This is a genomic window from Micromonospora sp. DT227, assembly GCF_049841835.1.
In the GTDB taxonomy this organism is placed as follows: Bacteria; Actinomycetota; Actinomycetes; order Mycobacteriales; family Micromonosporaceae; genus Micromonospora.
The window spans coordinates 1-25,629 of sequence record NZ_JBNCLA010000018.1; the positions used below are offsets into that span (position 1 = coordinate 1).

Genomic DNA, 25,629 nt, shown 5'->3' on the forward strand with positions numbered 1-25,629 from the left:
GCGCTACATCGCCCGAGACCTCTACCGACGCCTCGAAAACCCACCCCAACCACTTGACGCACCATAGGAGCGTCCCGGCCGCTCCTCCCGCCTCCGTCGGCACCCCACCCGCCCCGCCCCGCTGGGCCGGTGCGGTGCCGTCACGCGCTCGGCCCGGCCGGCTGGAGGTCCGGCCCCGGTCGTCACGGTGCGTTATGCCTCGTCCAGGACGACTCCTCCGAAGCGATATACCGCTGTGTCATATTTATGACCCACGGGTATATCGCGTCTCACGGAATCCTTCCTCCCGGCCGACACGCCCGAGGTGGTGGCGCCGAAATTGGTTCGTGTCGACGGCTTCTCGGAGATCGAAGCATGTGTCATCCTGCCCTGCGGCGAGCCGCGGTGACGGTCGCCGACTCCGGCGGCCGAGGGAGGGGCGGTGGCTGAGGAGGAACTCACGCAGTCCGGAATGCGGGTCGGAGGTTGGCTGCCCGCCGTGCCGGTCGAGCCCGTCGCCACGCCGCAACCGCCGGCCGCCCCGCGTCGCCTTGCCGGCGAGCCGGACGACGGCGCGTGGGAACCGGCCGTCCCGGGCGTCTCCCCGATCGACGATGCGGCACCCGCACCCGCACCGGCAGCAGCGCCGGCGCCGACCGGGCCCGCGCTGCTCGGCCCCGCGTCCGGCGGGCACGCGCCCGGGCCGGCCCCGCTGGTCGGGCATGCCCCGGCCGGGCACTGGCCGAGCGGGCCCCAGCCGGCTGGGCTCGGTCCGGTTGGACCGGGACAAGGCGGGCCAGGACCGGGCGAGCTCGGTCCGACTGGACCGGGCTCGGGACCGGCTGGGCTCGGTCCGGTTGGACCGGGCTTGGGGCCAGGCGGGCTCGGCACGGGCGGACCGGGGCCGGGAGCGGGCGGGCTCGGGCCGGTTGGGCCAGGGCCGGCCGGTCCGCTGCCGGCTCTGTCGCCGGCGCGGCGGGACCGTGCCGCCCGGCGGGCGCGGGACGGCCTGCGGGCGGCGGACGGGGCCCCGTTCGGGGACGGGACGCCGGCGCTGGCCGGCCGGCACACCGCGCCGGAGAGCCTCCGCACCCGGCTCGCCGGCCTGGCCGGCCCGCTCGCGATCCGGCTGCGCGGGGCGTCGGCTCGACTGCGCGGGGCGTCGGTCCCACGGGAAGGGATGTCGGTCCGGCTGGGATCAACGTCGGCTCGGCTGCGCGGGGCGTCGGTCCGGCTGGGACCGGTGTCGGTTCGGGGCGTGTCGACCCGGCTTCGGCAGGCTCTCCGCCCGGATACGGCGCGGCCCGCGAGCGAGGCCGGGGCCACCCGGGTCGCTGCTGCCCGGGCCCGCCGCCGGCGTCGGCGTCGGCGGGCCGTGCTGGCCACCGCCGCGCTGACCGCGGCGGTGGTGGCGCTGGCGTACTCCGCCCGGTCACCGGCACCGCCCGAGCGTGGCGGGGCCGTGCCGGTCGCCGGGCCGACGACGCCGGCACCGGCGCCGACGGCGGCGCCCCCGACGGTGGTGCCGGTGACAGGTGATCCGGCGCTGCCCGGCGACCCGCTGCTCGGGGTGGATCAGGAGCCGGTGCCGCCGGCGGTGTCGCTCACCCTGCTCGGCGCGCGGGACTGGCGGCACTGGGGCGGCGCGGGCGCGGACAGCGTCCAGCGCAAGCAGCGCGGCACCGGCGAGATCGAGGACCCGGGCGGCGACCGGCTGGAGCACAACGCCGGGGTGTCCGGCCTGAGCTGGACGGACGGCACGCCGACGGCGCGGCAGGAGGGCACCCGGACGGGCGTCTTCCAGCGCGGTGCCGGCAAGTCGTTCACGCTCGGCGTGGCCGGCAGCGGGGACCTGCGGACCGTCCGGCTGTTCGTCGGTGTGTTCTCGGCCGGGGCCCGGCTCGACGTCTCGCTCTCCGGCGGCGGTGATCCGGCCATCCGGGAGGTGGCCATGGCCCAGGGCGACCGCTTCTACCAGTATGTCGTCCACTTCCGGGCACCTCGCGGCCAGCGGCTGCTGATCACCTGGCGGGCGCTCGCCGTGACCGGCGGGCAGAACGACGGGGTGTCGCTGGAAGCGATCACGGTAAGCTGACCCGCCGCTTGGCTGGACGGCGACGGGTCCGTTCTGCTACCTCTTGGTAACGAACGGGAAACGCCCGTCGGCTCACATATGGCGCAAACGGCCGGCCGGTGACACCGTGAAGCCCGTCACGCTCCGGCCGCTTCCGGCGGCGCCGCGTGAGACGAAGCGGAGGTGTGGTGGGCGAGGAGGACCGTTCGCGAACCGGCCCCGGCTCGCATCGGGAGGGCCGCCCGCGTACCCGGTCCGCGCTGCGCCGGCTGCGACGCCGGCGGCGGATGGCGTTGGAGGGCCTGGCCGCGTTCCTCTGCCTGGCGGCGCTGGTGGCCTACCTCGGCACCGAGCGGCACGACGCGCCGCGCGAGGAGAGCGCGGCACTGCCGGTGGCGCCGACCGGCCGGGTCGGGCTGCCGGGCGAAGCCGACGGCGCGGTCGCCACCCCCGGCCTGCGCCCCCGGCAGCGCCCGCCGTCCCCGAGCCCCTCACCGTCCCCGAGTCCCTCACCGTCCACGATGGCGCCACCGACGGTCGCGGTCAGCCGGGCCGAGGTGCCCGCCTCGGTCGACCTCACCGCCGTGGGCACCGTCGACTGGGTCCACTGGGGGCTGCTCGGCGGCGACCGGACGGTCCGCAAGCGGGGCGGTTCCGGCGCGATCCGGGACGAGGGCGGCCGGGGCCGGCGGGAGAGCTTCAGCAACAACCCGGAGGCGTACGCCTGGCGGGACGGCGCGCCGGTGGCCTCGGCCAGCGGCACCATGTCCGGGGTCTACACCTGCGACCGGGGCAGCGGTTTCCGTCTCGCGGTGACCGCCGACGGGCAGTCGCGCACCGTGCATCTCTTCGCCGGGCTCTGGATGGCCCGTGGGCGGCTCGACGTGCGGATCGCCGGTGGGCCGGTCAGCACGCTCCGGATGGAGGACCCGCACACCGCGCTGACCACCGACTTCACCGTCCGGTTCCGCGCGCCGCGCGGTGCGAAGCTGCTGCTGAGCTGGACCGTGGAGGAGTCGCTCGGGCAGTGCGGCAACGTCAGCCTCCAGGCCGTCGCGCTGCGCTGATCCGCGTACGCCGCCCGGATGCGGGTCGTGCCCGGCTGAACTGTCGGGACAGTTTGTCCGTCGCGCGCCGGGTCGACCGACGTACCTTTCCGAGGTCCCCTTCCGTCCATCCTTTGTGGAGGTTCGACCGATGAGCCGTCCCACGCCTCTCGCCCCTGCCCGCCAGTCCTCCGATCGCGGTGTGTTGCGGGACATCCCGTTGCCGCCGTACGTGACCGTGGAGGACGTCCAGTTCGCGGTGCGGGCGGTGGTGGTGCACGCGCCACGGTCCTGGTCGGGCGGGACCATCTGCCGCAACGACGCCAGCCCGCATCCGTGCCGGTTGCACCGCTGGGGCCGGCGGGTGCTCACGCTGCGCGGGCTGCCGCCGGCCGAGATCGACGCGCTGGTCGAGCGGGGCGACCCCGCCGCCGCTCCGCGCCCGTACCGGCCCGGCGCGTGAACGCCGGGCGGCGCGGGTCGGTCAGCAGAACGCCGGCTTGACCCAGGAGCACTCCCGACCCTCCGGCACCCGTGGTGAGTCCGGTGCGGTCGGCACGGTCCGCCGGGCGGTCGCCGTCTCCTTCTCGGTGTACGTGGCCAGCGCGATCGCGATCTGGTCCTCCAGCCCCTTGACCGACGAGGTCAGGTAGTTGTTGAGCACGATCGAGAAGGCCAGCAGCCGGCCGTCGGCGTCGGTGACGTAGCCGGAGAGGCCGGACGCGCCGGTCAGGCTGCCGGTCTTGGCGTGCACGTTGTTCGCGGCGGCGGTGCCCGTCATCCGGCTGCGCAGCGTCCCGCCGACGAGCCGGTCGGCGTTGCCGGCCACCGGCAGCGCGGCGTACCAGGTGTCGAACCAGGGCTCGGCGCGCACCGCGGAGAGTAGCGTCACGAACTGGGCGGGCGGGATCAGGTTGCGCCGGGACAGACCGGAGCCGTCACGCTGGCGCAGGGTGCCGGTGTCCATTCCGGCGTCGCCGACGTACTCGCCGATCGCGGCCAGGCCGGCGGCCCAGGTGCCGGAGCCGGAGAGTATCCGGCCCAGCTCCTTGGTGAGCACCTCGGCGTGCCCGTTGTTGGAGAGCTTGAGGAACGGCACCATGAGGTCGGCCAGCGGCATCGAGTCGTGCCGCGCCAGCGGCCGGGCGGTGTCCGGGGTGGACGTGCCGAGCACGGTCCGGCCGAGGACCCGTACGCCGTGCCGGCGCAACGCCGACCGGAAGACGTCGGCGGCGTACCCGGTCGGTTCCCAGACCGTCACCCAGTCGCTCTCGGCAGCCTGGCCGACCGCGATCTGGCCGGTCACCACGACGGTGTTGCTCCCGTGCTCCCGCTCGATGGAGACGGTGGTCTCGCCGCCGGTGACCGTCTCGGCCCGGTTGTCGATGTGCAGCCAGCCGTTGTCCGGGGTCATCGAGACCTTCGGCCGGACGCCGGCCCGCGCGCCCGGCGCGACGTCGACGATCACGGTGCCGGCGTCGTAGTCGGTGTCCGGCGCGACGGTCAGCGCGGACACCTGCGCGGCGTAGTAGTAGGGCTCGTCGTCCCAGGTCCAGTCCGGACCGAGCCGGGTGCGGTCGTAGCGGGTGTCGTCGGCGACCAGGTCACCGGTCACCACCCGTACGCCGGCGGCGGCGACCTGCGCGGCGAGCCGGTCGTAGTCCGCGGCGAGCATGGTCGGGTCGCCGCCGCCGCGCAGGTAGAGGTCGCCGGAGAGCAGCCCGGCGCGGCGCGGCCCGGCGGCGCTGACGTCGGTGGTGAAGCGGTGCCCCGGGCCGAGCAGTTCCATCGCCGCCGTCGAGGTGAGCAGCTTGGTGTTGGAGGCGGGGACGAGCCGGCGGGTCCCGTTGCGGTCGTAGAGCGTGCGGCCGGTGGTGGTGTCGACCACGACCACGCCCGCCTGCGCACCGTCGAGCCGGCTGTCCGCGAGGATCGCGTCGATGGTCGCGTGCAGCCGGGTCTGCGCCGGGGTGGGCGCGTCGGCCGTGGCGGTGGTGGTGCCGGCGGTGGCCGCGGTGGCGACCAGCACCAGCGCCGCGAGCGCCCGGGGAAAGAGACGACGATGCATGTGCAGATGCTGCCATGGTGCTTTCCTGCGGGAAAGAGCCCGGGGCGAAAGGTTATTGCCGAACTCAGGTCGGCGGCGTGGCCACCCGCTCCGCCGGCCCGGGTCCGCCCGCTCCCGGACGCAGGATCAGCGGTGCGACCAGGGCGGCGAGTGCGCCGCCCAGCAGCGGGAAGACGATGAAGACCCAGAGTTGGCGCAGCGCGGTGCCGCCCTGGAACAGGGCCGGACCGAACGACCGCGCCGGGTTGACCGAGGTGCCGTCCAGTGTGAGGCCGACCAGGTGCGCGGCGGCCAGGGCGAGACCGATCGGCACCCCGGCGAACGCGGCGTGCTCGCCCCGCCCGGTCACCACCAGCACCACCAGGACGAAGAGGAACGTCAGCACCGTCTCCAGCACGGCGGCGCCGCCCAGGTTGATGTGCGCGCCGTAGCCGTTGGTGCCGAGCGCGCCGGTCTGGTCGACCACGTCACCCCATCGGGTGAGCGCCCAGATCACGAACGCGGCGACGGTGGCGCCGGCGAACTGCGCGACCCAGTACAGCACCGCGCCCAGCGGGGAGATCTTCCCGGAGAGCAGCACGCCCAGGGTCACCGCCGGGTTGATGTGGCTGCCGGAGAGCGGCCCCATCGTGTACACCAGCGCCAGCATGGTGAAGCCGAAGGCCAGGGCGACCACCACCACGCCACCCTGGACCCGGGCGAAGACGGCGCTGCCCACGCCGAAGAAGATCAGCAGCAGCGAGCCGAGGAACTCGGCGACGTACCTGCGCGGGTCGTCCATGCCCCGAGCATAGGGAGCGGCCGGCCGGGTCGGGGGAGAAACCGCTGCTCACGCCCGATCACCCGGCTCTATTTGACGGATCCACCGGCAGCGGGCACGGTGGGTGGTGAGGGGCCGTCCGACCGCCCCCCTTATTGCGGCGAAGCAGCGTTTCGTCCGCTTCCGGGTCGCGAGCCGACCGCGTGGGCCGAGTCGCCCGCGAATCCGAGAAACCAGCCGTGAGGAGTTCCGCCATGCTGACCATGACCGACAACGCCGTCCTGGTGATCCGTGACCTCGCCGCCCAGCAGGACGTGGCCGACGCGGGTGGGCTGCGCATCGCCGCCGACACCGAGGCCGGCGCGCTCTCCATCGAGCTGGTCCCGGCGCCCGTGCAGGGCGACCAGGTGGTCGACGACCAGGGGGCGCGGATCTTCCTGGACCCGGACGCCGCCGAGCTGCTCGACGACACCTCGGTCGACGCGGTGGTGGACGAGGAGGGCGTGGTCCAGTTCGGTTTCACCGAGAAGGAGTGACTCAGCCGGCGCGGCGGGCCTCCCCGCCGCGCTGCGGCCGGCCGGCGCGCCCCCACTCCGGCGCGTCCTGGCCGGGCCGCCACGAACCGCCGCGCTGCTCCCGGTCCGGTCGGACCAGCGCGGCCAGCACGTGGGCCAGGTGGTGGGACGTGCTCCAAGCGATCCAGTTGGCCGGCGAACCCGCACCCGCGCCGCGCCGGGCCCGGCGCAACACCTCGTGGTCGCCCCAGGAGAAACCCGACCCGGCCGCCGGCCAGTGCGGGGCGGCCACCAGCGTGCGGCACAGGTCGGCGAGGCGCTCGTCGCCCCGGCCGCCCCGCCGGCACCAGCGGTAGATCCACCACGCGCCGTCGTCCGCCCACCGCAGCGTCGGCAACCGGTCACCGGGCGCGTCCGCGTCGCGCACCGCGCACCCCACCCCGTAGTCGGCGTAACCCAGTCGCAGGTCGGCCAGGCGTTGCCAGAGCAGCCAGTCGTAGCGGTCCAGGCGGACCGGCTCGTCGACCGGGAGCCGGGACAGCGCCGGTGGCATCCCGCCCGCCGCCACGGTGACCGTGCGCCAGGCGTGCCGCCGAGCCCACTCCGCCGCGCGTCGTACCCGTGGCTCGGCCAGCCGGACGTCGGCCAGGCAGCACACGTCGCCCGCGTCCAGCAGCAGGTCGCACTGCTCCGGCACCAGCCCGGCGGACCGCCACACCCGTTCCGCCGCGGCGGTGGCGGCGTCCGGGCCGACCCGGTCCGGCCCGACCCGCAGCCGGACCACCGCCCGGCCCGCCCCGGCCCGGGCCGCCGCGCCGTGCGCGCCCAGCCGCCGGTCACTCTCCGCGAGCCCGATCACCGGCATCAGGGGTACGCCCCAGCGGACCGGGTCGTGTTCCGGGGTGTCCGGGAGCGCCGACACGTCGACGGCCGGCAGGAGCGTGGCGGGCAGCCGGCGCAGCGCCTCCACCGGGCCCGGCTCGTCCGCCGGCACGTCGACGATCGGGGCGAGCAGCGCGGCGGCGGCGTCGTCGAGGTGAGCCAGGGCCTCCAACTCGCCCCGTCGGCCGGCCAGCACGGGACGGTAGACCGGGTCCGGCGGCCAGCCGCCGGGTGCGGACACCATACTTCAATGTAGCGGCTCGATTGCTCTCCGTCACCGCCTCCTTTCGGGTGGTCAGCGTCCCCGTTGACACGACGGAGGCACGGTGGTGGCATGGTCTCCGCGGGCACGGCCGGGCATGGACGGGCAACCATGACCACCCTCAGCCGCCCCGTGCCCGGGTCGGCCCGCCCGGAAGGCCCACCCCCATGACCCCGCAGTCCCGCCTCCGGCTCGGCGCGGCCCTGACCGCCGCCGCGGCCGCGCTGCTCGTCGCCGGTCAACTGCCCGCGCTCGCGGTCGACGACCCGCCCGCGCCGGTGACCGGCAACGCCACCCACTTCGACGGCCTCGGCTCCCCGTACGGCGGCTGCGGCCTGCCCCAGTCCGAACTGGACTCGCCGGACTTCGTCGCGCTCAACGTCTACGACCTGCCCGGCGACTACACGTCCTATCCGGTCCGGCCGCTGCCACCGGACCAGGCGGACCGGATCGGGCTGTGGAACAACGGTCTGAACTGCGGCCGGTTCGTCCGGGTGACCATCGGGGACCGGTGTACCGGTACCAACGACGGCGCGCCGGGCCAGCCGTTCTGCCGCAACGGCTCCTGGGTCGCCGACGGCTACAACGGCGCCACCCTGACCATGGTGGTCGCCGACTCCTGCGGCGACGGCAACGCCTGGTGCCGGGACGACCGGAACCACCTGGACCTGTCCACCGCCTCGGTGAACCGCTTCGCGCGCGGCGGCGTCCCGGTCGGTGACCTCTATCCGAGCCACTGGAACAACCGGCAGGTCTCCTGGTCGTTCGTGCCGGCGCCCGGCTACTCCGGTGACCTCCGGATCGCGTTCCTGCGCGGCGCCCAGCGGTACTGGCCGGCCATCGCGGTGTCCCACCTGCCCAACGGCATCCACGGGGTGGAGTACCTGGCCGACGGGGTGTGGCGGGCCGCCACCATGAACAGCGACATGGGCCAGTCGTACGTGCTCGGCGCCACCACCGCCGGCGGCGTCGACTTCCAGATCCGGGTGCGGGACGTCACCGGCGCGCTGGTGGGCGGCGGCCGGGTGTACCGGTTCGCGCTGCCGGCCTCGTGCGGCGGCACCTGCTCCGCCGCGTACACGCCGGTCAGCTACACCACGTCGGACGGTCCGACGGCCCCGCCGACCGGGTCGCCGAGCCCGACCGCGTCACCGAGCCCGACGGCGTCACCGAGTCCGACCGCGTCGCCGGGTCCGACCGCGTCGCCGGGTCCATCCGGAGCGGGGTGCGCGGCGGCGTGGACGGTCACCGGCGCGTGGGCCGGCGGTTTCCAGGCCGAGGTGACGGTCCGCAACACCGGTACGTCCGCCGCCACCGGCTGGCGCACCGAGGTCGCCTTCGCCGGTGGGCAGCGGCTGGTGAACGCCTGGAACGCCGGCGCGACGCAGTCCGGCGCGCGGGTGACCGCGACGAACGCGTCCTGGAACGGTGCGTTGCCGGCCGGCGGCACCACCAGTTGGGGCCTGGTCGTCTCCGGCGACAACCAGCCGCCGACCGAGCTGAGCTGCACGCTGCGGTGACCACCGCGGGGCCGGGCGCGGATCCGCTCCGCACCCGGCCCCGGCCGGTGTTCAGTCGTCGTCGCCGTGGCGACCGTGGTCGTCGTCCCCGCCGTGCGAACCGTGGTCGTCGCGCCCACCCCGGTCGTCGCGTCCACCGCGGTCGTCGCGTCCACCGCGGTCGTCCCGCCCACCGCGGTCGTCCGTGCCGGCCCGCTGCCGTTCGGCCTCCAGCACGGCGCCGGTCGCCCGGTCGACCTTGACCTCGTGACGCCAGCCGTCGCGGGTGACCTTGACGCTCCACGCCGGTCGGCCGTGCTCGGTCTCCGCCTCGATCTCGGTGACCCGGCCACCCCCGGCGCGGGCCAACGCCACCTCGGCGGCGCGCTGCCGGCTCACCGTGCCGCCGGCCGCCCGTGCCGGACCCGCGTCGTCGTCCGTACCCCGACGGGCCGGGTTGTCCTCCCGGCCGGTGCCCGCCGGGGCCCGGTCGTCGTCGGCCGTGCCCCGGTGGGCCCGGTCGTCCCCGCCGCCGGTCGCCGACCGGGCCGGGTTGTCCTCACCGCCCGCGCCCGTCCGGGCCGGGTTGTCCTCGACGGTCACGGCGGCCGGGGCGGTGCGGCCGGTCGACCGGTCCGCCGCGGTCGTGCCGAGCGCCGCGCCGGTCACCGCCAGCACGGCGACTCCACCGGCCGCCGCCAGCATCAGGGAGGTACGTCGCATGGTTGCCACCTTTCCTCGGTTCGTGTCGTCGAGACTGCGCGCCGGACGGTCGGGGCCGCGCTAGCCGACAGACAACGCCGGGTTAAGGCGCGTGGTCGTCGTCGGCCGGAAAATCGCTGTCCGTCGCCGGAGCCCGGTGGTAGACAGCCGGGGTGTCCGAGACGCTGGAGTTTCCCGAGTTGCTGCGGATGATCGACGAACGGTCGACCGCGTTCCGGGCGGCGGTCGCCGCCGCGCCCGACCTGGACGTCCAGGTGCCGACCTGTCCGGAGTGGACACTGTTCGACCTGGCCCGGCACCTGGGCGAGGGGCGCCGCTCCTGGGCCGCCACGGTGGCCGCCGGGCCGGGCGCCCCGGCCAAGGTGGTGCCGGCCGGCCCGCCCGCGCCCCGGGATCGTGCCGCGCTGCTGGACTGGCTGGCCACGTCGACGCGGCAGCTCCTGGACGCGCTGCGGGCGGCCGGCCCGGAGCGCGGCTGTTGGACCTGGTGGGGGACGTCGCAGTCGCCGTCGACCTGTGGCGCGGTGGCCCGGCACCAGCTCCAGGAGGTCGCGGTGCACACCTACGACGCCCAGCTCACCGTGGGCGCCGCGCAGCCGCTGCCGGTCGAGGTGGCACTCGACGGGGTGGAGGAGTTCCTGTTCACCTGCTGCACCACCACGGCCGGGTGGCCGCACGGGCCCGCCGCCGTCGACTACCACAGCACCGAGGGCCGCTCCTGGCGTCAGTCGCTCTCCGCCGACGGGGTGACCGCCGCCCGACTGCCCGATCCGGCTGTCGGAGTGGGCCCGGCCGACGCCGCCGCCCACGGCACGGCCGGCGACCTGGTGCTGTCCTTCTACGGCCGCATCCCGCTGGACGCGCTGAAGATCGACGGCGACCGGGGCCTGTTCGACAAGCTCGTCGAGTGGGAGCCGGAGTAGGGCGCGGGGCCGTCAGGCAGACGGCGCGGCACCGAGCCGGAGCACCACCCGGGCTCCGCCACCGGCGGCGGCCGACAACTCCAGCCCACCGCCGCTCGCGCGGGCGGCCCGCTCGGCGATGTCCAGACCGAGCCCGGTCGACCCGGCCCGGCTGGCGCCGCGTCGCACCGGGCCGGGCGGCAGCCCCGGGCCGGCGTCGGCCACGGTGAGCGCCACCCGGTCCGGCTCCGCCGCGAGCCGCACCGTGAACGGGGTGCCGTCGGGCGTGTGGGCGAAGACGTTGCCCAGCAACGCGTCCACGGCGGCGGCCAGCTCGTCACCGCTCAGCCGCACCGGCAGCGGGCCGGGGGCGAGGTCGAGCGTCACGGTCCGGCCGGTGTCCTCCGCGAGCACCGACCAGAACGTCACCCGCTCGCCGACCACGGTGGCCGCGTCGCAGCCCCCGCCGGTGGCCGCCGTGCCGCTGCGCCACCGGGCCCGTTGGATCACCCCGGTCACCGCCCGCTCCAGCCCGTCCGCCGCCGCGGTCAGCCGGGCCGCGTCGTCCGGGTCGCGCAACGACTCGGCCTCCAGCCGCAGTGCCGTCAACGGGGTACGCAGCCGGTGGGACAGGTCGGCCACCTGTTCGCGCTCCTCGCGCAGCAGGATCTGGATCCGCTCGGCCAGGTGGTTCAACGCGCCCGCCACCTCGCGCAACTCGGCCGGCCCGGCCGGTTCGACACGCGCGTCCAACTCCGCGTTGGCGAGCCGGTGCGAGACGGCGGACAGCGCCGTGATCGGCCGGACCAGCGTGCCGGCCAGCCGGTCGGCGACCACCAGGCCGACCAGCACGAGCAGCGCGCCGAGCAGCGCCAACACCAGCCAGGCGCGGGTCACCCCGGCGGTCAGTTCGGCGCGGGGGACCAGCGTACGGATCACCCCGGTCCCCTCCGGGCGGCCCTGCACCGCGACCACCACCTCCCGCCCGGCGGCGGACTCGACGGTCAGGCTCTGCCCCCGGGCGGCCAGCGTGACCGCCGGGGTACGCGGCGCCGGCGCGCCGAGCACCGTGCCGTCGGCGAGGAAAACGCTCACCTCACGGCCGGTGTCGACGGCGAGCTGGTCCACGGTCAGCCGGACGGTCTCCGGCGTGGCGGTGCCGACCACGGTGACCAGGAGCTGCACGTCGGCGGTGGCCCGGGCGGTCGCGCGGTCCGCGGCGACGGTGCGCACCAGCACGGCCAGCGGCACCAGGAACGCGACCATGACGAGCACCCCGACGGCCGCGACCAGCAGGGTCAGCCGGCGCCTCACCGGTCCTGCTCCGGCACGTCGAGCCGTACCCCCACGCCGCGCACCGTGTGCAGGTAGCGGGGCGCCTGGGCGCTCTCGCCGAGCTTGCGGCGCAGCCAGGACAGGTGCACGTCGACCGTCTTGTCGGCGCCGCCGTACGGGATCCGCCAGACCTCGGTCAGCAGCTCCCGCTTGGTGACGACCTGCCCGGGGCGGCCGGCGAGGTGGTGCAGCAGGTCGAACTCGCGTGGGGTCAGCTCCACCGGCGTGCCGTCCAGCGTGACCTGCCGGGACCGCCTGTCGATCCGGAGCCCGCCGAGCACCAGCGCCGCCTCCGTCGCGCCGCCGCCGGCCGAGCGGCGCAGCACCGCGCGGACCCGCGCGTCCAGTTGCGCGGCGGTGAACGGCTTCACCAGGTAGTCGTCCGCGCCGGCGTCGAGCAGGCGCACGATCTCCACCTCGTCGTCGCGGGCGGTCGCCACCACGACCGGCACCGTGCTGACCGCGCGCAGCATCCGCAGCAGCTCGGCGCCGTCCAGATCGGGCAGCCCGAGGTCGAGCACGACCAGGTCGGGCCGGTCGTCCAGGGCGTCACGCAGCCCGCCCAGGGCGGTCGACGCCGCGGCGACGGCGTGCCCGTACTCCCGGAGGGCGCGCAGCAGCGGAGTGCGGATGGTCAGGTCGTCCTCGATGAGCAGCAGGCGCGCCACGCAAGGGAGGGTAGCCGTTCGGCGGGCCGGCGACGGGGTCCGTTAACCGGACCTTAGCGTCGCCCTACGACCGCCCCGACCCGGCGCGGGGCAGACTCGGGGCATGGATCGCCGTACCCTCCTCGCCGTCACCGGCTGGCTGGCCACGACCGTGGCGGCCACGCTCGTCGGGCTGGCCGCCGTCGACCTGGCCGGCGCGGGCATCACCGGCACCGCGGGCGGGGTGCGGACCGAGCGGGACGTCGCCCGCGCGCTCGCCGTACCCGATCCGGGGGCGGGTGGCGCGACGAGCGTGAGCCCGGTCGCGACGCAGACCGGGACGCGGTCCGGCGCCGCGACGCCGACCGGCGCCCAGCGGGGCTTCGTGACGGACGGCGGCAGCGTGCTCGCCGAGTGCGGGCCGGGCGGCGTCCGCGTGGTGGCGTCGTCCCCGGCGCCCGGGTACCTGACGAAGGACGCCGACCGGGGGCCCGACGACCACGTCGAGGTCCGTTTCGTGGGCGGTGGCCGGGAGTACGAGGTGCGGCTGCGCTGCCGGGGCGGAGTGCCGACACGGGACCCGGAGGACTGAGTATTCGCAGCTCAGAGCCGCTGACTGTCCAAGATCGGACAGCGCTGTCGCTGGTTGGTGGGCGGTGGGGCGGCATAGCTTCGAGAAGCAGGGGAGTGATCGTCGCGGATCGCTCGGCGCACCACGAACGCCTCCTGCCGGCGTACCGGCAGGAGAGAGGACGACCATGTCCAGCCCCAGATCGAGGAGGGGAGCGACCGGCCAGCCCACCCCGAGCGCACGGGAGGCCGCGCACGTCGACGCGCAGATCGACTCGTGCTCGTCGGCCGGGCTGCCGCCGACCGCCCGGGTGTTGTTCGCCGTCGTCGACGCGAACGGCACGCTGGTCCGCGGCCTGGGCGCCACCTCGGCCACCCGGCTCGCCGCCGGGATGTACCAGGTGGCCTTCGACCAGGACGTCGCCGGAGCGGCCTACGTCGGGACCGTCGGCCCCGCCAACGGGGGCGGGCTCGCCCAGCAGGGCGTCATCACGGTGGCCCCCCGGGCCGGCATCGCCAACGCGGTCTTCGTCGAGACGCACGCCTTGAGCGGGCACGCGGACCGGCCGTTCCACCTGGCCGTGCTCGCCTGAGCGGGCCGGACACGAGCGCGCGGCGCCGCACGACCGTCCGGTCGTCACGTCGCCGCGCTCTGGCCGTCTCCCACCGTCGCAGCCGTGCGGCGGTACGTCAGCGGGGACCTGGCTCGACCGGCCCAGCTCGCAACCGGTCTTGTCTTCTGCTGATGCCCCTCCGGCGGGGGTCCAAACCTGACCGGCGTGGGGAATTCCACCATCTGCCAGTCCCGGCGTGGTGGGCACACGAACGGGGTATGAGCGGGCCATGGAGCATTTCACGATCGCGACCGTCGCCGAGAAGAGTCCCGATTTCCGCCGCGTGCTCTGGACCGGGGAGCACACGCAGTTGGTCATCATGACCATCCCGCCGGGCGGCGAGATCGGCGAGGAGGTCCACGAGGGCATCGACCAGATCCTCACGTTCGTCAGCGGCACCGGCGAGGCGCGGGTGGCCGGCGAGAAGAAGGAGGTCGTCGCCGGCGACCTGGTGGTCGTGCCGTCCGGCACGAAGCACAACTTCGTCAACACCGGGCCCAACCCGTTGGTGCTCTATACCGTCTACGGCCCGCCGGAGCACGCCGACGGCGCGGTGCACAAGACGAAGGAGGAGGCGGACGCCGCCGAGGAGGCCGGCGAGGACGAGCCGCCGACGTCCTGACTGTTAAGAAGGGGCCCCTCCTATACCTGAAGCGTTAAGAAGGGGCCCCGCCTTGCACCAGGCCGGGGTATTTGAGGCCGGCGCCGGTGTTGAGGACGACGACGCGCTCACCGGGGCGGATCCAGCCGCCGGCGCGCAGGTGCCGGGCGGCGGTCAGGCAGGCCGCGCCCTCCGGGCAGAGCAGCAGCCCCTCCCGGGCGGCGAAGTCGCGCAGGTCGGCGACGATCTCCGCGTCGTCCACGGCGATCGCGGTGCCGGCGCTGTCCCGCAACGCGGTCAGCACCAGCTCGTCGCCGAGCGGGGCCGGCACGGTGATGCCGAACGCGAGCGTGTGCGCGTCCCGCCACGGGGTGGCGCGCGCCTCGCCGGCCGCGAACGCGCGCACGATCGGCGCGCAGCCGGTGGACTGCACGGCCACCAGCCGGGGCAGCTTGTCCTCCACCCAGCCCAGCTCGCGCAGCTCGTGCAACGCCTTGTGGATGCCGATCAGCCCGACGCCGCCGCCGGTGGGGTAGATGATGACGTCGGGCACCTGCCAGCCGAGCTGCTCGACGATCTCGTACCCCATGGTCTTCTTGCCCTCGAGGCGGTACGGCTCGCGCAGCGTGCCGGCGTCGAAGATCCGCCCGCCCGAACCGGCGACCAGCGCGGCGATCTCCCGGCCGGCGTCGTTGATCAGCCCGTCGACCAGCCGCAGGTCCGCGCCGGCGGCGAGGCACTCCTGCCGGCAGATGGTCGGCGCGGCCAGCGGCATGGCGATCGTCGCGCCCATCCCGGCCCGGGCCGCGTACGTCGCCCAGGCCGCGCCCGCGTTGCCGTTGGTCGGCATGGCGATCCGCTCGACGCCCAGCTCCTTCGCCCGGCTCACGCCGACCGCCGCGCCGCGCGCCTTGAACGACCCGGTCGGGGTGAGCCCCTCGTCCTTGACGATCAGCTCCGCCACGCCGATCTCGTGGCCGTACGCCCGGGCGTGCCACATCGGCGTCCAGCCCTCGCCCAGCGTGGTGACGAACCGCGGATCGGCCACCGGCAGCAGTTCCCGGTAACGCCACAGGTCGGCCGGGCGGAGCCCGAACTGCTCCGGTGTCACGGTGGCGGCCACCGCGGCCAGGTCGTAGCGGGCCAGCAGCGGGGACCCGCAGTCGCACAGGTTCTGCAGCTTGTCGGCCGGGTGTTCCAGGCCGCAGCGCGGGCACTCCAGGTGCGTCAGGTGCACGGTGGTCCTCAGCTCGCGTCGATGCTCAGCCAGTGCCGGCTGCGCCGGCCCGGCTCGTACGGGGAGTCGAGGCGCTTCGCCACCACTCCGGGGAGCCGCTGCTCTCGGGCGGCCCGCAGGGCGTCCGCGCCGACCCCCGGGAACCACGGCGGAGTCTGCCAGTGCGGGCCGGTGAGCGCCAGACCGTCGAGCAGGTCGCGGCGTTGCGCGTACGGCACGTCGAGGCTGGACACGCCCTCCAGCCAGAGCAGGTCGACGGCGAGGAACTGACCGTCCCGCTTGGTGGGCGGCTTGACCCGCCCGGCCGGGTCGATGCGCACCAGCACCCCGTCCAGCACCACCTCGGTGGGGGCCAGTTCCTCGGCCATGGCCCGCAGCCAGGGATGGTCGCCGGTGATCTCCGTGTCGTCGCCGTCGAGCAGCCGGAGCCGGCCGCCGGAGACGTACGCCATCGCCCGCACGCCCGCCCAGCGCGGCTCGTACCCCCAGGCGGCGGCGTCGCGCGGCAGCCGGCCGCCCTCGGTGGCGCGCATCGGGCGGACCAGCTCGGGCATCGGCGTCCAACCCGCCGGCGCCGGGTCGGTGCGGCGGACCATCCAGTCCCGACCCCGGCCGCCGGTGGCGAACAGGACGTACCGGCCCTTGGTGCGCGCGCCGTCGAGCACCACGATCACCTCGTCGTCGCGCCACTTCTCGGCGCGGTAGGTGCCGGTGTCGTGCACGGTCATCCGCCCGCCGCCGTACTCGCCGGCCGGGATCTCCCCGTGGAACGTCAGGTATTCCATCGGGTGGTCCTCGGTGTGCACGGCGAGGTGGTTGCGGCCCGGGTCGCGGGGCAGGCCGCGCGGCACCGCCCAGGAGGCCAGCACGCCGTCGTGCTCCAGCCGCAGGTCCCAGTGCAGGCTGCGGGCGTGGTGCTGCTGGATGACGAAGCGGGGCGCGCGCCGCGCGGCCCGCTTCCGCGCCGGGGGCCGCTCGGGCACCGGCTCCGGGGTACGCGCCGCGTCCCGCTTCCGCCGGTACTCCTCCAGCCGGTCCGCCACAGCCGTATTCTCCGGCATACCCGGCGCGCGCGCCGGCATGGCGACCGCGTTGCGGGGTAGAACGGTCGACATGGACCTCGACCAGCCCACCCTTCCGCTTCCCGGCGACGTCCGGATCCCGATCCTCGGCTTCGGCACCTGGCAGGCCACCGGCGAGGACGGCTACCAAGCAGTGCTCGCCGCGTTGGACGCCGGCTACCGGCACCTCGACACCGCCACGATGTACGGCAACGAGAAGGAGGTCGGGCGCGCGGTCGCCGAGAGCGGGCTGCGCCGCGAGGACCTGTTCATCACCACGAAGCTGCCGCCGGACCGGGTGGGCCGGGAACGGGAGACTCTCGAGGCGAGCCTGGCGGCGCTGGGCACCGGGTACGTCGATCTGTGGCTGGTGCACTGGCCGCCGTCCGCGCCCGGCGACAGCATCCCGGTCTGGCGGGAGATGCTGGCCGCCCGGGACGAGAACCTGGCCCGCGCCGTCGGGGTGAGCAACTACTCGACCGCGCAGCTCGACGAGCTGATCCAGGCCACCGAGGAGACGCCCGCGGTCAACCAGATCCGCTGGAGCCCGTCGCTGTACGACCGGCAGACGCACGCCGCGCACCGGGACCGGGGCGTCGTGCTGGAGGGCTACAGCCCGTTCAAGACCAGCGACCTGTCCGACCCGGTGCTGGTGCGCATCGCCCAGGCGCACGACGTCTCGCCGGCCCAGGTGGTGCTGCGCTGGCACATCGACCACGAGATCGTGGTGATCCCGAAGTCGGTCACGCCGGAGCGGATCCGGGCCAACGCCGACGTGTTCGGGTTCTCGCTGACCGCCGAGGAGATGCGCGACATCGACGCGCTCGGCGGCTGATCCGGCGTACCGGAAGGGGCGCGGTCCGCACGGACCGCGCCCCTCCTTGTCTCCGGTGGTCAGCCTCGGGCGCAGGCGGTTCCGTTGAGGGTGAAGCTGCTCGGCGCGGAGAAGCTGCCGTTCAGCGTCGCCTGGTAGCCGAAGTTGGTCGACGCGCCGGGGGCCAGCGTGCCGTTGTAGGCGACGTTGCGCGCGGTCACCGCCGAGCCGCTCTGCGACACGGTGGCGTTCCACGCGCTCGTCACGTTCTGCCCGGAGGGCAGGTTGTAGTTGAGCGTCCAGCCGTTGATGGTGCTGTTGCCGGTGTTCTTGACGGTCACCTCGGCGGTGAAGCCGTTGTTCCACACGTTCGTCGACCGGTAGGTCACGGTGCAGGCCGAGCTGCCCGAGGGCGGCGGCGTGGTGGTGGTGGGCGGCGTCGAGGTGGGCGGCGGGTTGCTGCCGCCGGTGTTGACGCTCTGGGAGAACGAGTTCACGGCCAGGCCGACCCCGCCCTGCCACGGCTCGAAGCCGGCCTGGATGCTGGTGAGGTACCAGTCGTTGGTGATCGCGCCCCGGTTGCGGGTGTCGTTGATGAACGCCAGCGCGTCGAAGCTGAAGCTGGGGATGGCGGACGGCGCCACGTACGAGATGACGTTGTTGGAGCCGTTGCTGCCCCGCCAGACCTCCCAGGTCCGGCCCGCGATGGTCGTGTTGCCGACCGGGGACCCGATGGGCTGGATCGAGCCCTGCCGGTTGAGCCAGATCATGATCTCCATCTGGTTCACGCCGTCCTTCTTGGGCGACGGGTCGAGCCAGATGTCGTACGCGGCGTCGTAGATCGCGCCGCTGACGTAGTTGTAGCTGATGCTGGCCGGCGCGCTGCTGATGTTCTTCACCTGCACCGGCAGGTTGGTGCCGGGAGAGCAGTTGGTGTAGTGGCAGCCCACGAAGATCGACGGGTAGGAGACCGGCGCCCCGTTGGTCGGCGCGGAGCCGTCCGCCCGGGTGATCGAGAAGCCGGTCGAGGTCACGTTGATGCACTGCTGGGCGCTGGTGCCCCAGCGGTTGTTCTGCACCACGTACTTACCACCGATGGTTGTGGAGCCGTACTGGTCGCAGATCTGGGTGTCGGCGGAGGCGGTGCCGCCGAGCGCGACAGCGACGATGCTGCCGGCGGCCAGCAGGCCGGCGGCGGCGATGGCCCTGAGTGAACGCTTCATGATGCTCCTTGGCTCGGCGCGGGGGCGCCGGTGGTGTCGAGGGATACGTGCGGGAGCGCTCCCATGTTCACCAGGACACATTTACATGTTTGAAATCGATGCGCAACTGAACCGGTTAAGAAGGGCAAGGAGGGGCCCTTCGGCACTTCCGTGGGCCCGGTCGCAGCGAGTAGTGTCTTGCCTCCAACGCGTTCCGACCCCCTCCCGGAGGCGTACCCCACGATGGGTGGTTCTCCCCTGCGCATCCTCGTCGTCGGCGCGGGCGTCGCCGGCCTCGCCGTGGCCCGGGCGCTGCGCCTGGCGGGGTTCCGGCCGGACGTCACCGACCGGCTGCCGCCCGGCGAGCGCACCGAGACCGGCCTCTACCTCCCCGGCAACGCGGCGCGGGCGATGCGCCGACTCGACCTGGACGGGCCGCTGCGACCACTCGGTGAGGTGATCCACCGACAGCGCTTCCTCGACGCCGCCGGCGCGCCGCTGTGCGAGGTCGACCTGGACACGCTCTGGGCCGGGGTGGGGGAGTGCCGGGCCCTGCCCCGCGCCGAGCTGCACCGGGTGCTGCTCACCGGCGCCGGCGGCGCGGTCCGCCACGGCGCCGAGGTGAGCACCGTCGACCCCCATCCCGCCGGCGTCACCGTCGGCTTCACCGACGGCACCGGCGGCGAGTACGACCTGGTCGTCGGCGCGGACGGACCCCGCTCCGCGGTCCGCACGCTGGCCGCCCTCGGTGGTCCGCCCCGCCCCGCCGGGCAGGTGGTCTACCGCGCCGTGGTGCGCGACGGCCCGCCGGTCACCGACTGGACCGCCCTGCTCGGCCAGCGGGCCGGCTTCCTGATGGTGCCGCTCGGCGCCGGCCGGCTCTACTGCTACGCCGACGAGGCCGGCACCGCGCTGCCCGCCGACCCGCTCGCCCGGCTGCACGAGCTGTTCGACGGCTACGGCGGCCCGGTTCCCGAGGTGCTCGCCGCGCTGGAGACGGTGCACGTCGAACGCACCGAGGAGGTCGAGCTGGGCCGCTGGTTCCACGGCCGGGTGCTGCTGGTCGGTGACGCCGCTCACGCCGTCGCGCCGACGCTCTCCCAGGGCACCGCCATGGCGTTGGAGGACGCGGTCGTGCTCGCCGAGTCGCTCCAGGCCGCCGGCAGCGTCGACGCCGCGTTGATCGCGTACGAGAGTCGGCGTCGGCCGCGTACCCGCTGGGTGCGGGACCGGACCCGGGACCGCAACCGCACCCGCGACGTGCCGCCGGCGCTGCGCGACCCGTTGCTGCGCGGACGCGGCGGTCGGATCTTCGGCGAGCACTACCGACTTCTCACCGGCCCGCCGTAGAAGCGCCGAAGATCGTAGCCGCCCACCCCACGCGGCGGGGCCACCTACCGGGGACTATCCTCCTTGCGGATGACGGCTGCGCCGATGACCAGCGCGCCGAGCGGGACAACCCAGAACCGGAGGCCACTCGTGACCACCGTCGCACCCAAGCCGGTCGTGACCCGGCCCTGGCCGGTCCGCGAGCCGGTCAAGGGGTCGGCCCTCGCGCGGCTGCTGCGCACCACGGACGCGAAGCAGATCGGGATCATGTACATGGTCACCGCGTTCGCGTTCTTCATGATCGGTGGCCTGATGGCCCTGATCATGCGCGCCGAGCTGGCGCGACCGGGGCTGCAGTTCCTGTCGCCCGAGCAGTACAACCAGCTCTTCACCATGCACGGCACGATCATGCTGCTGTTCTTCGCGACGCCGATCGTGTTCGCCTTCGCGAACTACGTGGTGCCGCTGCAGATCGGCGCGCCCGACGTGTCGTTCCCCCGGCTGAACGCGTTCGCGTACTGGCTCTACCTCTTCGGCGGCACGCTGGCCGTCGCCGGCTTCGTCAGCCCCGGCGGCGCGGCCGACTTCGGCTGGACGGCCTACACGCCGCTGAGCAGCGTCGAGCACTCGCCGGGCGTCGGCGCCAACATGTGGGTGGTCGGCCTCGCCATCTCCGGTCTGGGCACCATCCTCGGCGCGGTCAACCTGATCACCACGATCCTGACCCTGCGCGCGCCCGGCATGACCATGTTCCGGATGCCGATCTTCACCTGGAACATGCTGGTCACCAGCCTGCTGGCCATCCTGGTCTTCCCGCTGCTGGCCGCCGCGCTGTTCGCGCTCGCCGCGGACCGCCTGCTCGGCGCCCACGTGTACGACCCGGCGACCGGTGGGCCGATGCTCTGGCAGCACCTGTTCTGGTTCTTCGGGCACCCCGAGGTCTACATCGTGGCGCTGCCGTTCTTCGGCATCATCACCGAGATCATCCCGGTCTTCTCCCGGAAGCCGATCTTCGGTTACAAGGGCCTGGTGGCCGCCACCGTGGCCATCGCCGCGCTGTCGATGAGCGTCTGGGCGCACCACATGTTCGCCACCGGCCAGGTGCTGCTGCCGTTCTTCAGCTTCCTGAGCTACCTGATCGCGGTGCCCACCGGCATGAAGTTCTTCAACTGGATCGGCACCATGTGGCGGGGGCAGGTCACGTTCGAGACCCCGATGCTCTGGGCGATCGGCTTCCTGGTCACGTTCCTCTTCGGTGGCCTGACCGGGGTGCTGCTGGCCAGCCCGCCGATCGACTTCCACCTGCACGACTCGTACTTCGTGGTGGCGCACTTCCACTACGTGCTGTTCGGCACCATCGTGTTCGCGGTCTTCGCCGGCATCTACTTCTGGTTCCCGAAGATGTTCGGCCGGATGCTGGACGAGCGGCTCGGCAAGATCCACTTCTGGCTGACCATGATCGGCTTCCACACCACGTTCCTGGTGCAGCACTGGCTGGGCGCCGAGGGCATGCCCCGCCGGTACGCCGACTACCAGGCCGACGACGGCTTCACCACGCTGAACATGGTCTCCACCATCGGCGCGTTCATCACCGGCATCTCGACCCTGCCGTTCATCTGGAACTGCTGGAAGTCGTACAAGACCGGCCCGGTGGTCGAGGTCGACGACCCGTGGGGCCACGGCAACTCGCTGGAGTGGGCCACCACCTGCCCGCCGCCGCTGCGCAACTTCGACCGGATGCCGCGGATCCGCTCCGAGCGGCCCGCGTTCGACGCGAAGTTCCCCGAGCTGGCCGCCGGGCAGAGCGTCGCCGGCCCGCCGGAGGGTGGTGCCAAGCCGCTGACCAGCGAGGTCAACGGTGGCGCCAGCTACCAGGAGGACACCGCCGGAAACCTCGACCAGCGCTGACCCGATCAGCCCACGACGGGCGCCGCACCCCTCCCGGGGCGCGGCGCCCGTCCCCTTTCTCCCCCTCCCCTTCCTCCCCCTCCCCGCCCCTCGTGCCCCCCTCGCCCTCGGCGACCCCGCCGGGCCCGGCACCGCACCACCAGCAGCCCGCACGACCAGACCGCCGGCCGCGCGCCCAGCGCATTGGCGATCATGAGGTTGGCGGCGCGACACGCCGGCCCGGAACCCGTCAACCTCATGATCGCCGGGCGGAGCTCAACCTCATTGCGCGCAGGTGCGCGCACGCGCACACCGGTAGCCGCTCTTTCCCGGAAAGAGTGGGTATCCGGGCCTGTTCCGGCCCGGATACCCACTCTTTCCGGGAAAGAGGGCGCCCGCCTCTGGGGGTGGGTGGGTGGGTGGTCAGGGGGTGGGTGGTCAGGGGGTGGTGGGGGCCAGTTCGGGAGCGGGCTTGGGGGTGTCGGGGGCGGACGGCGGGGTGCGGCGGTGGCGCAGCTCGACCGGGAGCACGACCAGCGCCACCAGGACGCCGACCGCGCCGGTGACCGCGAAGCCCCAAGCCGGGGCGGAGGCGTCGATCACCGCGCCGGCCAGCGGCGCGCCCAGGGCGATGCCGACCGTGACGGCGGAGCCGTGCAGACCCATCGCCAGGCCGCGCACGTCGGGCGGGGCCAGCCGGCTGACCGCGTCCGCGGTGGCCGCGATGGTGGGCGCGCAGAGCGCGCCGGTCGGGATCAGCGCCAGGCCGAGCAGCCACCAGTGCGAGCCGCCCAGCCCGACCGGGATGGTGGTGAGGCTGAGCGCCGCCACCAGCGCCAGCGGGGAGAACGAGCGGCGTACCGCGCCGTAGGCGAAGCCGCCCACAAGCGAGGCCACCGCCCAGACGGCCAGCACCACGCCGGTCCACCCGACCTCGCCGCCGGCCCGGAGCACCGCCACCACGGCGACGTCGGTGCCGCCCAGCACCAGCGTGGCGGCCAGGCTGACCGCCAGCACGGAGAGCAGGCGCGGGGTGAGCCACTCGCGCCGCGGCACCGCACGCCGTGGGCCGGCCGGCTCGTCGACGCCCCGGGTCGGCGGGTTCAGCAGCCAGAAACAGATGCCGGAGGCGACGATGCCGGCGCCGACCGCCCAGAGCGTGAGGCGCGGCGTGACGGTGGTCGCCAACGCCACCGCGGCCGCGGGGCCCACCATGAACGACAGCTCGACCGACATCGAGTCCAGCGCGTACGCCGGGCGTCGTTGCTCCGTCGGGACCAGCGCGGCGATGGACTGGCGGACCACCGAGAAGACCGGCAGCGCGAGCAGCCCGGCCAGGAACGCGGCGGGCAGCAGCACCGGGTAGGAGAGGGTGGGCGCGGCGGCCCAGAACACGCCCTCGACGATCGTGCAGAGCAGCAGCACCGGCCGCAGGCCGTGGCGGTCGACGAGCCGGCCGAGCAGCGGCGCGCCGATCGCCGTGCCGACGGTGGCCGCGGCGCCGACCAGGCCGGCCGCGCCGTAGCCCCGCCCCAGGTCGAGCACCACGTAGAAGGTGAGCGTCACCCCGACCGCGGTCAGCGGGATGCGGGCCAGCACGGACACCAGCAGCAGCGAGCGCAGACCCGGCAGGGCCAGCGCCTCCCGGTATGGCTTCAGGTTCACGACGGCCGCACCTCCGGCGCCATCCTGGGCCGGAGGTACGACAGTCGCAAGCGATTACCTGGTCAAGCGGCCTTGATCACAGGTTCGCCGACCATGGCGACGCCGGCGCCGTCGAGCGCGCGCAACGCCACGTCGAGCGTCCCCGGCGCGACGGCGGCGGTCAGCTCCAGCAGCACGGTGGTCCGGAAGCCCTCCCGGGCGGCGTCCAGCGCGGTCGCGCGGACGCAGTGGTCGGTGGCGATGCCGACCACGTCGACCCGGTCCACGTCGTGCCGGCGCAGCCAGTCGGCCAGGCACTCGCCGTCGGGCGCGTGCCCCTCGAAACCGGAGTACGCAGCCGCGTGCTCGCCCTTGTGGAAGATCGCCTCCACCCGGCCGGTCTCCAGCTCGGGGTGGAACTCGGAGCCGGACGTGCCGACCACGCAGTGCCGGGGCCAGGAGTCGACGAAGTCCGGCGGGTCACCGAAGTGCGCGCCCGGGTCGACGTGGTAGTCCTTGGTCGCGACCACGTGGTCCCAGCGGGCCGGCTCGGCGGCGAGCAGCCGGGAGATGCCGCCGGCCACCCCGGCCCCGCCGCCGACCGCGAGAGAGCCGCCCTCGCAGAAGTCGTTCTGCACGTCCACGATGATCAACGCGTTCGCCATCTGGTCGGTCCCTTCTCAGGTCGCGGGTACGACGGTCACCGGCACCGCCGGGTCGCCGCCGGAGAGCTTGAGCCCCTCCCACGGGATGGAGATCAGGCACTCTCGCAGGTGTTCCCGGGACTCGTCCAGCGTCGGCAGCGTCACCGGCTCGCCGGACACCACGTACGAGTGCTGGAGCAGCCGGTCGTTGGGCTGCCGGTCCGGCACGCCCTGCGGCACGATGACCTCCTCGGTGGCGGTGCCGGTCGGCTTGTGCCGGCGGACGGCGACCTTCCGGCCACCGATGGTGGACTTGTGCTCGGAGCGCTTGACCACCGGCCGCCCCTCCACCTCGACCAGCTTGTAGACCAGGCCGGCGGTGGGCGCGCCCGAGCCGGTCACCACCGCGGTGCCGGCGCCGTACATGTCGACCGGCTCGGCGGCGAGCGAGGCGATCGCGTACTCGTCCAGGTCGCCGGAGACGATGATCTTCGTTTCGGTGGCGCCGAGCGAGTCGAGCAGCTCACGGGACTGCTGGGCGATCACCGCCAGGTCACCCGAGTCGATCCGGACCGCCCGCAGTTCCGGCCCGGCCACCGCGATGGCGTTGCGGATGCCCTGCGCGATGTCGTACGTGTCGACCAGCAGCGTGGTGTCCTTGCCCAGCGTGGCGACCTGGGACGCGAACGCGGTCCGCTCGTCGTCGTGCAGCAGCGTGAACGCGTGCGCGGCGGTGCCGGCGGTCGGGATGCCGTAGCGCTGCCCGGCGGCCAGGTTGGAGGTGAACCGGAACCCGGCCAGGTACGCCGACCGCGCGGCGGCCACCGCGGCCTCCTCGTGCGCCCGGCGGGAGCCCATCTCGATCAGCGCCCGGCCCCGGGCGGCGGTGACCATCCGGGCCGCCGCCGCGGCGATCGCGCAGTCGTGGTTGAGCACGGAGAGCACCAGCGTCTCCAGTACCACGCACTCGGCGAACGAGCCGGACACGGTGAGGATCGGTGAGCCGGGGAAGAACAGCTCGCCCTCGGCGTAGCCGTCGACGTCGCCGGTGAAGCGGTAGTCGGCCAGCCACTGCGCGGCCCGGTCGTCGACCACGCCCGTCCGGCGCAGGAAGTCGATCTCCGTCGGGTCGAACCGGAAGTCGCGGATCATCTCGATCAGCCGGCCGGTGCCGGCGACCACCCCGTAGCGGCGGCCGGCCGGCAGCCGCCGGCTGAACACCTCGAAGACGCAGCGTCGGTCGGCCGTGCCGTCCTGAAGCGCGGCGCTGACCATGGTCAGCTCGTAGTGGTCGGTCAGCAGCGCGGGGCGAAGGGTGCTCACCGCCCCAGCCT

The 25,629-nt window shown here is 74.2% G+C and carries 24 protein-coding genes; 12 read left to right on the forward strand and 12 right to left on the reverse strand.

Annotation, left to right across the window (positions count from 1 at the left end; genetic code table 11):
• The first annotated feature begins 1,237 nt into the window (after window positions 1-1,237).
• The 3 genes from ACLQ2W_RS32300 to ACLQ2W_RS32310 all read left to right on the forward strand — a co-directional run bounded on the left by ACLQ2W_RS32300 (window position 1,238) and on the right by ACLQ2W_RS32310 (window position 3,562).
• On the forward strand, window positions 1,238-2,074 hold the full coding sequence (locus ACLQ2W_RS32300; protein ID WP_425791495.1) for a hypothetical protein: 837 nt from the start codon (window positions 1,238-1,240) through the stop codon (window positions 2,072-2,074).
• Window positions 2,075-2,241: 167 nt separating this feature from the next.
• Window positions 2,242-3,120, forward strand: coding sequence for a hypothetical protein (locus ACLQ2W_RS32305; protein ID WP_425791497.1), 879 nt, complete (start codon window positions 2,242-2,244; stop codon window positions 3,118-3,120).
• Between the two features lie 130 nt (window positions 3,121-3,250).
• Window positions 3,251-3,562: a hypothetical protein gene (locus ACLQ2W_RS32310; RefSeq protein ID WP_107162369.1), complete on the forward strand. Its 312-nt coding sequence runs from the start codon at window positions 3,251-3,253 to the stop codon at window positions 3,560-3,562.
• A gap of 21 nt (window positions 3,563-3,583) precedes the next feature.
• Here ACLQ2W_RS32310 and dacB read toward each other — a convergent pair whose 3' ends face one another.
• Both dacB and ACLQ2W_RS32320 read right to left on the reverse strand, forming a co-directional pair.
• Complete coding sequence (dacB, locus tag ACLQ2W_RS32315; RefSeq protein WP_425791499.1) at window positions 3,584-5,167, reverse strand: D-alanyl-D-alanine carboxypeptidase/D-alanyl-D-alanine endopeptidase; 1,584 nt, start codon at window positions 5,165-5,167, stop codon at window positions 3,584-3,586.
• A 64-nt stretch (window positions 5,168-5,231) separates the two neighbouring features.
• Entirely contained in the window at window positions 5,232-5,948 is a 717-nt protein-coding gene (locus ACLQ2W_RS32320; protein WP_425791501.1) for an MIP/aquaporin family protein, read from the reverse strand.
• Window positions 5,949-6,181: 233 nt separating this feature from the next.
• Here ACLQ2W_RS32320 and ACLQ2W_RS32325 point away from each other — a divergent pair, with 233 nt between their 5' ends.
• Window positions 6,182-6,463, forward strand: coding sequence for an iron-sulfur cluster biosynthesis family protein (locus ACLQ2W_RS32325; protein ID WP_281936147.1), 282 nt, complete (start codon window positions 6,182-6,184; stop codon window positions 6,461-6,463).
• Window position 6,464: 1 nt separating this feature from the next.
• Here the strand turns inward: ACLQ2W_RS32325 and ACLQ2W_RS32330 are convergent, their stop codons facing one another.
• The gene (locus tag ACLQ2W_RS32330; RefSeq protein ID WP_425791504.1) at window positions 6,465-7,568 is read right to left on the reverse strand and encodes a beta family protein; all 1,104 of its coding nucleotides are present in this window, start codon (window positions 7,566-7,568) and stop codon (window positions 6,465-6,467) included.
• A 185-nt stretch (window positions 7,569-7,753) separates the two neighbouring features.
• Here ACLQ2W_RS32330 and ACLQ2W_RS32335 point away from each other — a divergent pair, with 185 nt between their 5' ends.
• Window positions 7,754-9,106: a cellulose binding domain-containing protein gene (locus ACLQ2W_RS32335; RefSeq protein ID WP_425791506.1), complete on the forward strand. Its 1,353-nt coding sequence runs from the start codon at window positions 7,754-7,756 to the stop codon at window positions 9,104-9,106.
• Between the two features lie 51 nt (window positions 9,107-9,157).
• Here the strand turns inward: ACLQ2W_RS32335 and ACLQ2W_RS32340 are convergent, their stop codons facing one another.
• Entirely contained in the window at window positions 9,158-9,808 is a 651-nt protein-coding gene (locus ACLQ2W_RS32340; protein ID WP_425791508.1) for a PepSY domain-containing protein, read from the reverse strand.
• Window positions 9,809-9,960: 152 nt separating this feature from the next.
• On the opposite strand from ACLQ2W_RS32340, the gene ACLQ2W_RS32345 reads away from it, so the two are divergent.
• Entirely contained in the window at window positions 9,961-10,731 is a 771-nt protein-coding gene (locus ACLQ2W_RS32345) for a maleylpyruvate isomerase family mycothiol-dependent enzyme (protein WP_425791510.1), read from the forward strand.
• Window positions 10,732-10,743: 12 nt separating this feature from the next.
• Here ACLQ2W_RS32345 and ACLQ2W_RS32350 read toward each other — a convergent pair whose 3' ends face one another.
• Entirely contained in the window at window positions 10,744-12,024 is a 1,281-nt protein-coding gene (locus tag ACLQ2W_RS32350; protein WP_425791512.1) for an ATP-binding protein, read from the reverse strand.
• Window positions 12,021-12,713 carry a response regulator transcription factor gene (locus ACLQ2W_RS32355; protein WP_405092669.1) on the reverse strand — a complete coding sequence of 231 codons (693 nt, stop codon included), beginning with the start codon at window positions 12,711-12,713 and terminating at the stop codon, window positions 12,021-12,023. The genes ACLQ2W_RS32350 and ACLQ2W_RS32355 overlap by 4 nt, the downstream gene beginning before the upstream one ends.
• Before the next feature lie 103 nt (window positions 12,714-12,816).
• Between ACLQ2W_RS32355 and ACLQ2W_RS32360 the strand changes: the two genes are divergently transcribed.
• The 3 genes from ACLQ2W_RS32360 to ACLQ2W_RS32370 all read left to right on the forward strand — a co-directional run bounded on the left by ACLQ2W_RS32360 (window position 12,817) and on the right by ACLQ2W_RS32370 (window position 14,498).
• A complete protein-coding gene (locus ACLQ2W_RS32360) occupies window positions 12,817-13,284 on the forward strand; it encodes a septum formation initiator (RefSeq protein WP_425791514.1) in 468 nt (155 codons plus the stop codon).
• 166 nt (window positions 13,285-13,450) lie between these two features.
• On the forward strand, window positions 13,451-13,855 hold the full coding sequence (locus ACLQ2W_RS32365; RefSeq protein ID WP_425791516.1) for a hypothetical protein: 405 nt from the start codon (window positions 13,451-13,453) through the stop codon (window positions 13,853-13,855).
• 250 nt (window positions 13,856-14,105) lie between these two features.
• The gene (locus ACLQ2W_RS32370) at window positions 14,106-14,498 is read left to right on the forward strand and encodes a cupin domain-containing protein (protein WP_281936127.1); all 393 of its coding nucleotides are present in this window, start codon (window positions 14,106-14,108) and stop codon (window positions 14,496-14,498) included.
• Window positions 14,499-14,532: 34 nt separating this feature from the next.
• Here ACLQ2W_RS32370 and ACLQ2W_RS32375 read toward each other — a convergent pair whose 3' ends face one another.
• Both ACLQ2W_RS32375 and ACLQ2W_RS32380 read right to left on the reverse strand, forming a co-directional pair.
• Window positions 14,533-15,714 (reverse strand): threonine synthase, encoded by a 1,182-nt coding sequence (locus ACLQ2W_RS32375; protein ID WP_425791518.1) that lies wholly within the window; start codon window positions 15,712-15,714, stop codon window positions 14,533-14,535.
• 8 nt (window positions 15,715-15,722) lie between these two features.
• Complete coding sequence (locus ACLQ2W_RS32380) at window positions 15,723-16,757, reverse strand: DNA polymerase ligase N-terminal domain-containing protein (protein ID WP_425791520.1); 1,035 nt, start codon at window positions 16,755-16,757, stop codon at window positions 15,723-15,725.
• Between the two features lie 70 nt (window positions 16,758-16,827).
• Here ACLQ2W_RS32380 and ACLQ2W_RS32385 point away from each other — a divergent pair, with 70 nt between their 5' ends.
• Entirely contained in the window at window positions 16,828-17,610 is a 783-nt protein-coding gene (locus ACLQ2W_RS32385; protein WP_425791522.1) for an aldo/keto reductase, read from the forward strand.
• A gap of 59 nt (window positions 17,611-17,669) precedes the next feature.
• Here the strand turns inward: ACLQ2W_RS32385 and ACLQ2W_RS32390 are convergent, their stop codons facing one another.
• Window positions 17,670-18,812: a GH12 family glycosyl hydrolase domain-containing protein gene (locus tag ACLQ2W_RS32390; RefSeq protein WP_425791524.1), complete on the reverse strand. Its 1,143-nt coding sequence runs from the start codon at window positions 18,810-18,812 to the stop codon at window positions 17,670-17,672.
• Window positions 18,813-19,034: 222 nt separating this feature from the next.
• Between ACLQ2W_RS32390 and ACLQ2W_RS32395 the strand changes: the two genes are divergently transcribed.
• Both ACLQ2W_RS32395 and ctaD read left to right on the forward strand, forming a co-directional pair.
• On the forward strand, window positions 19,035-20,141 hold the full coding sequence (locus ACLQ2W_RS32395; protein ID WP_405092677.1) for an FAD-dependent monooxygenase: 1,107 nt from the start codon (window positions 19,035-19,037) through the stop codon (window positions 20,139-20,141).
• A 129-nt stretch (window positions 20,142-20,270) separates the two neighbouring features.
• Window positions 20,271-22,028 carry a cytochrome c oxidase subunit I gene (gene ctaD, locus ACLQ2W_RS32400; RefSeq protein ID WP_425791526.1) on the forward strand — a complete coding sequence of 586 codons (1,758 nt, stop codon included), beginning with the start codon at window positions 20,271-20,273 and terminating at the stop codon, window positions 22,026-22,028.
• Window positions 22,029-22,445: 417 nt separating this feature from the next.
• Here the strand turns inward: ctaD and ACLQ2W_RS32405 are convergent, their stop codons facing one another.
• The 3 genes from ACLQ2W_RS32405 to ACLQ2W_RS32415 form a co-directional block, all read right to left on the reverse strand.
• A complete protein-coding gene (locus ACLQ2W_RS32405; protein WP_425791528.1) occupies window positions 22,446-23,672 on the reverse strand; it encodes an MFS transporter in 1,227 nt (408 codons plus the stop codon).
• A gap of 62 nt (window positions 23,673-23,734) precedes the next feature.
• Window positions 23,735-24,316, reverse strand: coding sequence for an isochorismatase family protein (locus tag ACLQ2W_RS32410; protein ID WP_425791530.1), 582 nt, complete (start codon window positions 24,314-24,316; stop codon window positions 23,735-23,737).
• 15 nt (window positions 24,317-24,331) lie between these two features.
• A complete protein-coding gene (locus tag ACLQ2W_RS32415) occupies window positions 24,332-25,618 on the reverse strand; it encodes a nicotinate phosphoribosyltransferase (protein WP_396776320.1) in 1,287 nt (428 codons plus the stop codon).
• Window positions 25,619-25,629 lie beyond the last annotated feature (11 nt).

Coding starts and splice junctions, on each gene's coding strand:
- ACLQ2W_RS32310 (WP_107162369.1), top strand. CDS start 3,251: ATGAGCCGTCCCACGCCTCTCGCCCCTGCCCGCCAGTCCTCCGATCGC.
- dacB (WP_425791499.1), bottom strand. CDS start 5,167: ATGCATCGTCGTCTCTTTCCCCGGGCGCTCGCGGCGCTGGTGCTGGTC.
- ACLQ2W_RS32320 (WP_425791501.1), bottom strand. CDS start 5,948: ATGGACGACCCGCGCAGGTACGTCGCCGAGTTCCTCGGCTCGCTGCTG.
- ACLQ2W_RS32325 (WP_281936147.1), top strand. CDS start 6,182: ATGCTGACCATGACCGACAACGCCGTCCTGGTGATCCGTGACCTCGCC.
- ACLQ2W_RS32330 (WP_425791504.1), bottom strand. CDS start 7,568: ATGGTGTCCGCACCCGGCGGCTGGCCGCCGGACCCGGTCTACCGTCCC.
- ACLQ2W_RS32335 (WP_425791506.1), top strand. CDS start 7,754: ATGACCCCGCAGTCCCGCCTCCGGCTCGGCGCGGCCCTGACCGCCGCC.
- ACLQ2W_RS32340 (WP_425791508.1), bottom strand. CDS start 9,808: ATGCGACGTACCTCCCTGATGCTGGCGGCGGCCGGTGGAGTCGCCGTG.
- ACLQ2W_RS32360 (WP_425791514.1), top strand. CDS start 12,817: ATGGATCGCCGTACCCTCCTCGCCGTCACCGGCTGGCTGGCCACGACC.
- ACLQ2W_RS32365 (WP_425791516.1), top strand. CDS start 13,451: ATGTCCAGCCCCAGATCGAGGAGGGGAGCGACCGGCCAGCCCACCCCG.
- ACLQ2W_RS32370 (WP_281936127.1), top strand. CDS start 14,106: ATGGAGCATTTCACGATCGCGACCGTCGCCGAGAAGAGTCCCGATTTC.
- ACLQ2W_RS32385 (WP_425791522.1), top strand. CDS start 16,828: ATGGACCTCGACCAGCCCACCCTTCCGCTTCCCGGCGACGTCCGGATC.
- ACLQ2W_RS32390 (WP_425791524.1), bottom strand. CDS start 18,812: ATGAAGCGTTCACTCAGGGCCATCGCCGCCGCCGGCCTGCTGGCCGCC.
- ACLQ2W_RS32395 (WP_405092677.1), top strand. CDS start 19,035: ATGGGTGGTTCTCCCCTGCGCATCCTCGTCGTCGGCGCGGGCGTCGCC.
- ACLQ2W_RS32410 (WP_425791530.1), bottom strand. CDS start 24,316: ATGGCGAACGCGTTGATCATCGTGGACGTGCAGAACGACTTCTGCGAG.